This is a genomic window from Actinoplanes sp. TFC3, assembly GCF_001553785.1.
Classification (GTDB): domain Bacteria; phylum Actinomycetota; class Actinomycetes; order Mycobacteriales; family Micromonosporaceae; genus Actinoplanes.
Genome location: NZ_LOJP01000001.1, coordinates 3,609,515 through 3,620,172, shown reverse-complemented (window position 1 = coordinate 3,620,172; position 10,658 = coordinate 3,609,515). Strand labels below are relative to the sequence as shown.

The window sequence follows — 10,658 nt, the reverse complement described above, 5'->3', positions numbered from 1 at the left end:
GTTCGATCATTTTCGGGTGGGCGAGTCCGGAGTAGGTGCCGCGTACGTCCTCGGGGACCAGTGGGTTACGCGCGGTCATACCCTTGACATGAGCCTCATAAATGACGGTCTGGTGCCACGGAATGCGCAACGGCCGGTCATTCGCCCAGTCGAAGAAAGGGCTCACCACCACCGACTTCATCGCGTACTGGCCGGAGTCCGAGTCGTTGAAAGCGTCAGGATCACCAAAACGGTACGAGAAGAGCGACTCGTTCCAGTCGTTGTGCCCGTCAATCGCCTTGGCGTAGGGGTCGAGCAGTAATTTGCTGGGGTTGCACCGCAGTCCCCGCGCCGGGTCGTAGGGCCCGTGCACCCGGTAGCCGTAGCGCTGACCAGGCACCACCCGCGGGAGATAGCCGTGCCAGACCAGGGCCTCACGCTCGGGCAGGTCAACCCGCGTCTCGGTGCCGTCATCGTCGAACAGGCACAATTCCACCCGCTCGGCAGCCTCGGAGAACAGCGCGAAATTGGTCCCGCCGCCGTCATAAGCCGCACCCATGGGATACGGCGAACCGGGCCAGATTCTCATCGTGTACCTACTCTTCATCCTTGGCGCTGACGGCGCGACTGTCGAGGCCGGATACCCATTTGGCTGCTGTTGATACGTCCCACCGTCCTGCGGATCCGCAGCGGCCATCAGGCGTATCGACCGGCGTAACGGGTAGCCGTCCCGGGCCCGCGAAACCTGAGGAGCAGCCATGCGTTCACTCAAGTACAGCGGACTCGGGCTGCTCGTGCTGCTGACCATGCTGACCGGCGCCGGATCGGTCAGCCGGCTGCCGCACGACCTCCGCCTGCCATCGGCAGGGCACCTCGACGCCATGCTCAGCCGCTCCGGCGAACTCGGCGTGGTGACCCGGCGCACCGGGGCCCTCAGCCTCGCCCAGAAGGTACGGGCAGTGGCCCGCCGCGACCAGCTTCCGGTAGCCGAACGCTGGCACCTCGACGCCGTGCTGGCCGCCGCGTCGCCGGACACGCAGGGCTACGTGGCCGAGGCTTTCGCCGCCGGGCATTCGATGGCCGAGGTCACCGCCTTCGCCGCGGTCATCGCCGGGCGGTCCCGGCGCTGGCTGAGCAGCCGGCTGAACCCGGTCGACCCGGCGGCCAGCGGCCCGGTGCTGTTCCGGGCCAACCTGCTCAGCCAGTACGACGCAACCACCTGCGGCTCGACGGCCATCGTGGTCGCCCGGGTGCTGGTGGACCCCCTGTACGCGCTGTGGCTGACCACCGGCGGCCGGCCCGGCACCGCCGAGGAGTCAGACCAGCGCTTCTCGACCCGGCTGCGCACCGAGGAACGGCGGGTGCACGACGAAACCGGCCTGCTCTGGCCACAGCTTGCCGGCACTCCGCCGTGGGGCGTCACCGAGCGCCTCAACCGCGATCCGGCCGGCCTGGGCGCACACTACCGATGGATCCCCACCGTGGGGGACATCCCGCTGCTCAACACCGCGGTGCTGCGGCGCGCGTTCGCCGCCGCCGGCCAGGGCTACCCGGTGCCGTTCCTGATCGGCGACGTGATCCCCCGCCACTACGTGCTGCTGGTGCGCCATGACGCGCGCGGCGCGCTGTTCTACGAGCCGACCAAGGGCGAAGTGGTGGTGGTTTCGGCAGCTGAGATCGTACGGCGGGACTTTCGCAAGCTGGGTCGTCCGCGCCTGATGGGAGTCGCCCTGCCGTCCGCGTGAGCCACGATCAGCCCTGCCGGGAGGCGAGGCCCGGCGCCAGCAGTCCCCGGGGCGGAACCGAGTACACCTGCACCGGGCGCACACCGTAGCGGCCCAGGATCGCGTTCACCGCCAGCGTGGCCGATGCGGCCGAGCGTTCCATCAGCGCGCTGGGGAACGGCATGCGTACCCAGTCGCCGGCCAGGTACAGCTCGTCGGCATCGGTGGCGACGCCCGGGCGGGTGGCGTCGCTGCCCACGTCGAAGGCCGGGGCGTCGTAGCCGATCCGGGTGTCGCTGTCGATCGCGGTCAAACCCTGGGCTTCCGGCCAGATGGCGGTGAGCTGCGACCACATGTCGCGGCTGGCGGTGCCCGCGTCGAGGCGGTGATCGGCGGCGTAGGCGTGCAGCTCCACGACGGCGCCACCGGTGCGCCGGGACCACAGGGCCGGGCCTCGTTCCGCGCGGTGGAACAAGCTCACTGAGTCCAGCAACGGTTCGCGGGCCACGCTGCTGAAGACCGCGCGACCGGCAGCGAGGTCGCGGTCGGTCCAGATGCGGCTGACCGCGTACGGCGCCGTGGTGCGGATCGTTGCCATGCCGGCGGCCAGCCGGGGGGCGCGGGCGGTCAGCCCAGGTGAGGCGGCGACCAGGTCCCGGGCGGATGCCGGGTCGGTGGCCAGCACGACATGCTCGGCCCGGACGGCGGCGCCGCCGGCCAGGGTGACGGTCCAGCCCGGTTCGATGCGGTCCACCACGGCCCCGGTACGGATGTCCGCCCCCAGCGCCTGCAGCCGCTCGCACAGCGGGGTCCAGATGGTCGACTGGTAGTCGTCGTCCGGTGCGTCGAAGTCCAGCCCTTCGGCGTTGCGCAGGAAGTAGAAGTGAAACTGCATGATCATCTCGGCGGCCGACATCTCCGCCGCGTGGTTGAAGAACGAGTGCGCGAACACGTCGAACAGCAGCGCCCGTGCCCGCTCGGGCATGGCCAGCCGGTCGAGGTACTCCGCCGCCGAGACGCCGTCGAACTCGCGGTAGGTCCGCGCCCGCGAATAGCGCAGCAGCGCCAGCGACGCCGGCCCGTCGACGTCGCGCATCTCGCTCAGCCTCAAGCTGGGGGAGCGGGCCACCAGCGCGAGCAGGCTCCACGGGGGCTTGCCGGGCAGCCCGCCGAAGTCCTCGTCCGGCCAGTCCCGCGACACCACGGGATAGTGCTTCGCCGAGCGCAGGAACGACAACGACGGGTCGATGCGGCGCAGGATGCTACGCCAGTTGTAGTACTGCCGGAAGAACGCATGGAAGCCGTGCCCGACCATCTGAGTGGACCCGTCGGCCAGCTTTTTCGGCCACGCGGCGAGCCGGCCCCCCAGCGGGTCATTGCGTTCCAGCACGGTCACCGCCACTCCGCGCTCGGCCAGCAGCAGCGCCGCCGTCATCCCGGCGATCCCGCCGCCGACCACGACCGTGCGCACCGGCTGGTCCAGCGTGCGCGGCAAGGACCGGTCCACCCGGACCAGGCGGCGGGCGTGACGACTGACCGAGCCGGGCGGACGCTGAAGAGTCATGCTCCGTGATGCCCCGCCGCCGAAGATCCAATCCCGGCGCTCATCTGGTCGCCGCGCCGCAGGACTGCCGCACGATCAAGCGGGGCTGCAGGGCGACACGCTGCGCGCTGGCCGCTGCGCCGCCGTCGAGCAGGTTCAGCAGCATCCGGGCGGCGAGGCGGCCCACCTCGGCCTTGGGTGGCGACACCGAGGTCAACACCGGCTCGTCCGGGCCGGTTGCCTCGTCGTCGTAGGCCACCACCGCGAGATCGTGCGGGACGCGCAGGCCCAGCCGGCGGGCGTGCCGGATGAGCCGCGCGGCGTCGTGGTCGCCGTGGCAGAACAGGGCGGTCACCCGCCGGTCGCGGAACACCGAGGCTAGCGCGGCGAGCTGCTGCTCCGTCCACGACTCGCGGCAGACCGTCGCGCCGGGCACCGGGGTCAGCGAGAACCCGGCGAGGGCCCGGGAGAAGCTCGCGGTGATCAGAGCGGACGTGCCGGTGCGCAGCCGCCCGAGGTAGCCGATCCGCTGGTGCCCGAGTCCGGCGAGGTGGCGTACCGCGGCGTAAACCCCACCGGCATGATTCGTGGCCACGCACGGCGTCGTGTCGTCCGGGGCCGGCGGCTGCCGCTCCACCAGTACACAGGGCACCGGGACAGCGCGTAGCGCATCGACATGGCGCTGCGGGTCCGCCACCAGATGCAGATTCGGTACGAGCACCAGCGCGTCCGCGCCCCGCAGGAGCAGGTCGGCCACCTGGTCGAGGTCGCGGTCGGGCCGGTAGCCGGAGCTGGCCACCAGAAAGCCGGTGCGGGTGGCGCTCAGCTCGCCGCGGATGCCCTCGATGACCTGCGGGTAGTAGTACGACGTGGACGGCACCAGCAGGCCGATCACGCGCCGGGTGCCGGCGGCCTCCATCGGCACCCGCAGCACGTACGTCCCCGAGCCCTGCCGCCGCTCGACGACGCCCTCGGCCACGAGCAGCCCCACCGCGCGCCGGACCGTGCCGATGCCCACGCCGTGCGCCGCGGCGAGCAGGGGCTCGGTCGGTAGCCGAGCCCCGGGCGGCCAGTCACCGCCGGCGATGCGCCGGCGCAGGCGGTCGGCGAGCAACCGGAACTTGCGGGACCCCGCAGCGGGGTCCGGGCCGCGTTGTCCATCCATGACCGTCCATGATGCGCCTGGCTCAGGACGCCCAGGCCGGCCGGGTGGTGGAGACGGTGATGTCGTCGACGTAGAGGAACGAGTCGTTCTTGGGCGCGAACTCGGCTGTCGCCCCGCCGGCGAACGACGAGAAGTAAGCCTTGTCGACCAGGTCGCCGTTGCGCACAAACCGCAGCCCGGTGGCGCTGGCGGCGAGCTGGCCGTTGAACCAGACCTGCAGCTCGCCGTCGGCATTGGCGTTGCCATTGCTCACGGTGTTCACCTTGACCCGCTGCACCACGTTGGCCCACGACCCGCGCGGCCAGTAGAGGTCGGTGCCGCCCGCCTTCAGGTCGATGTAGTCGCCGTACTGGCCCGCGTGGCCCATGGAGTAGTAGTAGATCGCCGCACGGCCGCCGCTGCGCCAGATGAACCGCGAGCTGAACCCGTTGTAGCCGTCGCAGACCTGGCCGCCGGAGCACGAGGCGCCACCGGCGAGGCCGATGCCGACCTTGCCGGCGAACTGCGTGGTGCCCCAGCTGAAGGTCGAGCTGAAGGTGACCCATTGCGACAGGAAGTACTCGCGGTTCCTGGCCAGTTGGAACGGGGCTTGGGCGCCCGAGTTCTCCGGTCCGATCTGGCCCTTGGGGTAGGCCACCCGCAGCGACTTCGAGCCGCTGTGGGCGGCCTGGGTGCTGATCGTCGTCCGGGTGCTCATGCCCAGCTCCCAGGGCGCGCTCCAGCCGTCGGCGGCCCATTGGCTCAGGGTGTAGGGGCTGCCGGCCGCGGGCCGTTCGAAGGAGTTGGCGGGCGGTGTCGCGGCTGCTGTGGTCGTACCGGCGGATGCCGCCGCCGGAATGGTCACCAGGGTGAGGCTCAGCGCGGCGATCGCGAGTCTTCGCATGGTCACGGGAATGCCTCCGTGCTCGGGGGATGGGAACCGCGCCCGCCGGGGAAAGGGGATGGCGGCCGCTGTCCAGCCGACCGTGATCGGGTACCGCCCGCACGTCAAGCCGGCGGCCGGTTTTCGCGTCATGGCGCGCAAGGACCGGCGATTCATGCCCCCGTCAGCGCTTTCATTCCCTGCCCGCGCCCTTCGCTGCCCTGCTTGCCGGAAGGCCCTGCTTGCCGGAAGGCCCTGCGCGCCGGAAGGCCCTGGCTAGTCGGGACCTTTGGCCCTGAGCAACCGCGGCGAAGATCGCCAGACTCGGCGGGTACCTGTGGAGAGGAACCGCTCGTGGATGCGCTCGACCTGGCCCGATGGCAATTCGGGATCATCACCGTCTACCACTTCCTGTTCGTGCCGATCACCATCGGGATGTCGGCTCTGGTGGCCGGCCTGCAGACCGCGTGGGTGCGCACGGGCAAGCAGACATATCTGCGGGCCACGAAGTTCTGGGGCAAGCTGTTTTTGATCAACTTCGCCATGGGGGTGGTCACCGGCATCGTGCAGGAATTCCAGTTCGGCATGAACTGGAGCGACTACTCGCGCTTCGTCGGGGACATCTTCGGCGCGCCGCTGGCGATCGAGGGCCTGCTCGCGTTCTTCCTGGAATCGACGTTCCTCGGCCTGTGGATCTTCGGGTGGGACCGGTTGCCGAAAAAGGTGCACCTGGCGACGATCTGGCTCGCCTCGGTCGGCACGCTGCTGTCGGCGTACTTCATCCTCGCCGCGAACTCCTGGATGCAGCACCCGGTCGGCTACGCGGTCAACCCGGACACCGGACGGGCCGAGCTGCACAGCATCAGCGCCGTGCTGACCAATTCGACCACGCTGGTCACCTTTCCGCACACCATCACGGCGTGCTTCCTGACCGCCGGTGCGGTGCTGCTCGCGGTCAGCGCCTGGCACCTCAAGCGCGGCAACCAGCCGGACGTGTTCCGGCCCAGCCTCAAGCTCGGCGCCCTGGTTGTGCTGATCTCCGGAGTCGGTGTGCTGATCACCGGGGACCTGCAGGCACGCGTCATGACCGAGCAGCAGCCGATGAAGATGGCCGCGGCCGAGGCGCTCTATCAGACCTCCCAGCCGGCCAGCTTCTCGCTCTTCACGATCGGGTCGCTCGACGGCAGCCAGGAGGTGGCCAGCGTCCGGGTGCCCAGCCTGCTGTCGTTCATGGCCACCGGCAACCCGGACGGGGAGGTCGAAGGCATTGACAACCTGCAACAGCAGTACGAGCAGAAGTACGGCCCCGGCGACTACAAACCCTCCATCCCCGTCACTTACTGGTCCTTCCGCCTCATGATCGGTTTCGGGGGCCTGGCCATGCTGGTGGCGCTGGCCGCCCTCTGGTTCACCCGGCGCGGCCGTACCCCGCGCAACCGGTGGCTCTGGCCGGCCGCGATCGCCGCCATCGGCCTGCCCCTGGCCGCCAACTCCTTCGGCTGGATCTTCACCGAGATGGGCCGGCAGCCATGGAGCGTGTTCGGTGTCTTCAAGACCGCCGAGAGCGTGTCGCCGTCGGTCGGCGCCGGGTCCGTCGCCACCTCGCTGATCGTGCTCACCGCGCTCTACGGCGTGCTCGCGGTGGTCGAGGTCGGCTTGTTCGTCCGGTACGCCCGCGCGGGCGCCCCGGAGATCAAGGCACCCACCGATGACCCCGACCGCCCGCTGGCTTTCGCGTACTGAGCCAGAGAATCAAGGACAAGGGAAAATGGAACTCACCACCGTCTGGTTCGCCCTCATCGCGATCCTCTGGGCCGGCTACTTCCTGCTGGATGGCTTCGACTTCGGTGTCGGGATGCTGCTCGCCGTGCTGGCCCGCGACAACCGTGAGCGGCGCCTGCTGATCAACACGATCGGCCCGGTCTGGGACGGCAACGAGGTTTGGCTGCTGGTGGCCGGCGGTGCTACGTTCGCCGCTTTCCCCGAGTGGTATGCCACCCTGTTCTCCGGCTTCTACCTGCCGCTGCTGCTCATACTGGTGGCGCTCATCCTGCGCGGCGTGGCCTTCGAATACCGCGGCAAACGCGACGACGAGCGCTGGCGGCGGCGCTGGGACCGCTGCATCATCGGCGGCAGCCTGGTCCCGGCCGTGCTGTGGGGAGTGGCCTTCGGCAACATCGTGCGCGGGGTGCGCCTGGACGCCGACCACGAATACGTCGGTGGGTTCTTCGCCCTGCTGAATCCGTACGCGCTGCTGGGCGGGCTCACCACGCTGACGTTGTTCTTGTTGCACGGCGCGGTTTTCCTGGCCCTGAAGACCGGCGGAGAGATGCGTGAGCGGGCCGGTGCGCTCGCCGCCCGGCTGGCTCCCGCGGCGATCGTCGTAGCCGCGGCGTTCCTGCTCTGGACCGGCCTGACCCACCACGATGCGGTCGGCGCGGTGCTGAGCCTGGCTGCCGCGCTCACGCTGACCGGTGCGTTCCTGGCCATCCGGGTACGCCGCGAGGGCTGGGCCTTCGCCGCCACCGCCGCCACCATCGTGCTGGCCGTGTTCGCGTTGTTCGTGACGTTGTTCCCCGACGTCATGCCCTCCAGCCTCGCTGCTGCCAACAGCCTGACCGTGCACAACGCGTCGTCCACGCCGTACACGCTGAGGGTGATGACCTGGGTGGCTGTCGCCTTCACCCCGATCGTGCTGGCCTACCAGGGCTGGACGTACTGGGTGTTCCGCAAGCGCCTGACCGTCGAGCACATCCCGGAGCCGGTCGCATGAAACCTCTCGACCCACGACTTCTGCGGTACGCGCGCGGCACTCGTACCTATCTCGCCGGGACCGTGGCTCTCGGGGTGGTGCTCGCCGTTCTCATCGTCGCCCAGGCAACCCTGCTCGCGTACGGCATCACCGCGGTGTTCCTGCACCGGGCCGGGCTGACCGAGCTGACCCCGGCGCTGGCCGGGCTGGCCGCGGTGGTTGTCGGACGGGCCGCGGTGTCCTGGGCCCAGGAAGCCACCGCGGCGCGTTCGTCCGCCGCGGTCAAGAGCGAGCTGCGGGGTCGGCTCCTGGCCCACCTGGTGGCGCTCGGCCCGGGCCACGGCCGGGACACCGGGGCGGTGACCGCGCTGAGCATCCGCGGCCTGGACGCCCTCGACGCCTACTTCGCCCGGTACCTGCCGCAACTCGTGCTGGCCGCGCTGGTCCCGGCGGTCGTGCTGGCCCGGTTGTTCCCGGCCGACCTGACCGCCACTCTCACCATCGCCCTGACCCTGCCGCTGATCCCGGTGTTCATGGCGCTCGTCGGCTGGCACACCGAGGCCGCCAACCGCCGTCAGTTCCGGCTGCTGGCCCGGCTTTCGCACCACTTCCTCGACGTGGTTGCCGGGCTGGTCACGCTCAAGCTCTTCGGCCGGGCCGGGGCGCAAGCCGCCATCATCCGGCGGATCAGCGCCGAGCAGCGCCGGCTCACCATGCGAACGCTGCGGGTCGCGTTTCTGTCCTCGCTGGTGCTGGAGCTGCTCGCCACCCTGTCGGTGGCCCTCGTCGCGGTCGGCATCGGCCTGCGGCTGGTCTCCGGCCACCTCGACCTGGCCACCGCGCTGCTGGTGCTGCTGCTGGCTCCGGAGGCCTATCTCCCGCTGCGGCAGGTGGGTGCGCAGTTCCACGCCAGCGCCGAGGGTCTGGCCGCCGCCGAGGAAGCCTTCGCCATCCTCGAAACTCCACTGACGGGCCCGGCTGCGGTGACTCCGGCCGCGCCGCCCGGCCGGATAGTCTTCGACAACGTGGTCGTGCGCTACCGCGACCGTGAAGCGCTGCGCCTGTCCGCCACCATCAACCCCGGCGAGGTCGTGGCGCTGACCGGAGCGAGTGGCTGCGGCAAGTCGACCGCCTTCAATGTGCTCCTCGGACTGGTGCTGCCGGACTCCGGGCGGATCCTGGCCGGGGGCATTGACCTGACAACGGTGGACCAGGCGGCGTGGCGGAAGTCGATTGCCTGGGTGCCGCAGCGGCCGTACCTGTTCGCGGGCTCCATCCGGGACAACATCGCCCTCGGCTCGACCGATCCGGGGGTGGACGTGACCGGCGCGGCGCGGCTGGCCGGGGCTGACGGCTTCATCGCGGCGCTGCCCGAGGGCTACGACACCGTGCTCGGTGATGACGGCGCCGGGCTGGCGGCCGGGCAACGGCAACGGATTGCGCTGGCGCGTGCCTTCCTGCGTGACGCCCCGATCGTGCTGCTCGACGAGCCCACCGCCAACCTGGACACCGGAACCGCCGCAGAGGTGATGGCAGCGATCCGGAGGCTCGCCCGCGGCCGTACGGTGCTGCTGGCCGCGCACCGGTCCGAGCTGATCGCCCTGGCCGAGCGGGTCATCGACCTGCAGCGCCAGCCGGTGGGCGCGCGATGACCTGGCTTCGTTTGCTGCGTAACGCTTCCGCCCCGGCCGCCGCCGGGCTGAGCCTCGCCGTCCTGTCCGGTGCGGGCGCGGCCGGTGCGGCGGTCGGGCTCATGGCCGTGTCCGCCTGGCTGATCTCCCGCGCGGCGCTGCACCCGCCCGTGCTGCACCTGATGGTGGCCATCGTGGCGGTGCGCGCCTTCGGCCTCAGCCGCGGGGTGCTGCGCTACGCCGAACGCCTGACCGGCCACGATGGTGCTCTGCGGGTGCTGGGTCACCTGCGGGCCCGTATGTTCGCGCACCTGACGCACCTGACGCACCTCGCTCCGGCCGGGCTCACCGGGTATCGCCGCGCCGACTTGGCCCAGCACCTGTCGGGCGACGTGGATGCCGTGCTCGACATGCTGACACGGGTGCTGCTGCCGTACGCCGTGGCCGCGCTGGTGGGGATCGGTTCGGTGCTGCTGGTCGCCATGTGCTCGCCGGTTGCCGGGATTGCGCTCGCTGCCGGGCTGCTGGTGGTCGGTGTTGCCGTGCCGGTGCTGCAGAGCCGGGCTGTCAGGCGTGCCGATGGCCGGTTGGCTCCGCTGCGCGCGGCTCTGGCCACCAGCACGGTGGATCTGTTGCACGGACTGCCCGACCTGGTCGCGTACGGCGTGGCCGACGCCCGGCTGGCCCACCTCGCCGGGCTGGATGCGCAGTTGCGGCACGCCGAGCAGCGATCCAGCGCGATGGCCGGGATTTCGGCGGCCGTGACCACCCTGACGACCGGACTATGCGTGCTGGCCGGGCTGGTCGCCGGAACCCTGGCCGTGCGGTCCGGGACCATGCCGGGGGAGCTGCTGGCCGTGGTCGTGCTGACCCCGCTGGCGGTGTTCGAGACCGCTGCCGGGCTGCCCGCAGCAGCGCAACGGTTCGCGGCCGCCCGCGCCTCGCTGCACCGGCTCGCCGGGGTGCTGCGCACCCCGGCGCCCATCGCATCGACCGCTTCAC

General features: G+C 70.7%; 8 protein-coding genes and 1 pseudogene. 5 read left to right on the top strand and 4 right to left on the bottom strand.

Going from position 1 to position 10,658, the window contains the following annotated elements:
* Window positions 1-568 (bottom strand): annotated as a pseudogene (locus tag TFC3_RS16290) (glycogen debranching enzyme); the annotation flags it as partial.
* A 169-nt stretch (window positions 569-737) separates the two neighbouring features.
* Between TFC3_RS16290 and TFC3_RS16285 the strand changes: the two are divergent.
* The gene (locus tag TFC3_RS16285) at window positions 738-1,724 is read left to right on the top strand and encodes a hypothetical protein (RefSeq protein WP_067500571.1); all 987 of its coding nucleotides are present in this window, start codon (window positions 738-740) and stop codon (window positions 1,722-1,724) included.
* A gap of 7 nt (window positions 1,725-1,731) precedes the next feature.
* On the opposite strand, the gene TFC3_RS16280 is transcribed toward TFC3_RS16285, so the two are convergent.
* From TFC3_RS16280 to TFC3_RS16270, 3 genes are read right to left on the bottom strand one after another with little or no spacing between them, the layout of a single operon-like run.
* Window positions 1,732-3,267: an FAD-dependent oxidoreductase gene (locus tag TFC3_RS16280; protein ID WP_067500569.1), complete on the bottom strand. Its 1,536-nt coding sequence runs from the start codon at window positions 3,265-3,267 to the stop codon at window positions 1,732-1,734.
* 40 nt (window positions 3,268-3,307) lie between these two features.
* A complete protein-coding gene (locus TFC3_RS16275) occupies window positions 3,308-4,411 on the bottom strand; it encodes a substrate-binding domain-containing protein (RefSeq protein WP_067500567.1) in 1,104 nt (367 codons plus the stop codon).
* Between the two features lie 22 nt (window positions 4,412-4,433).
* Window positions 4,434-5,294, bottom strand: a complete 861-nt coding sequence (locus TFC3_RS16270) for a polysaccharide lyase (RefSeq protein WP_369819677.1) — start codon at window positions 5,292-5,294, stop codon at window positions 4,434-4,436.
* A gap of 333 nt (window positions 5,295-5,627) precedes the next feature.
* Here TFC3_RS16270 and TFC3_RS16265 point away from each other — a divergent pair, with 333 nt between their 5' ends.
* The 4 genes from TFC3_RS16265 to TFC3_RS16250 all read left to right on the top strand — a co-directional run.
* On the top strand, window positions 5,628-7,016 hold the full coding sequence (locus tag TFC3_RS16265) for a cytochrome ubiquinol oxidase subunit I (protein WP_067500565.1): 1,389 nt from the start codon (window positions 5,628-5,630) through the stop codon (window positions 7,014-7,016).
* 25 nt (window positions 7,017-7,041) lie between these two features.
* Window positions 7,042-8,046 carry a cytochrome d ubiquinol oxidase subunit II gene (cydB, locus tag TFC3_RS16260; protein WP_067500563.1) on the top strand — a complete coding sequence of 335 codons (1,005 nt, stop codon included), beginning with the start codon at window positions 7,042-7,044 and terminating at the stop codon, window positions 8,044-8,046.
* Complete coding sequence (gene cydD, locus TFC3_RS16255) at window positions 8,043-9,677, top strand: thiol reductant ABC exporter subunit CydD (RefSeq protein ID WP_067500562.1); 1,635 nt, start codon at window positions 8,043-8,045, stop codon at window positions 9,675-9,677. Before cydB ends, cydD begins: the two co-directional genes overlap by 4 nt.
* Window positions 9,674-10,658, top strand: a 985-nt coding sequence (locus TFC3_RS16250) for an ABC transporter transmembrane domain-containing protein (protein ID WP_255363767.1), incomplete at its 3' end; no start/stop codon positions are given. The genes cydD and TFC3_RS16250, both read left to right, overlap by 4 nt.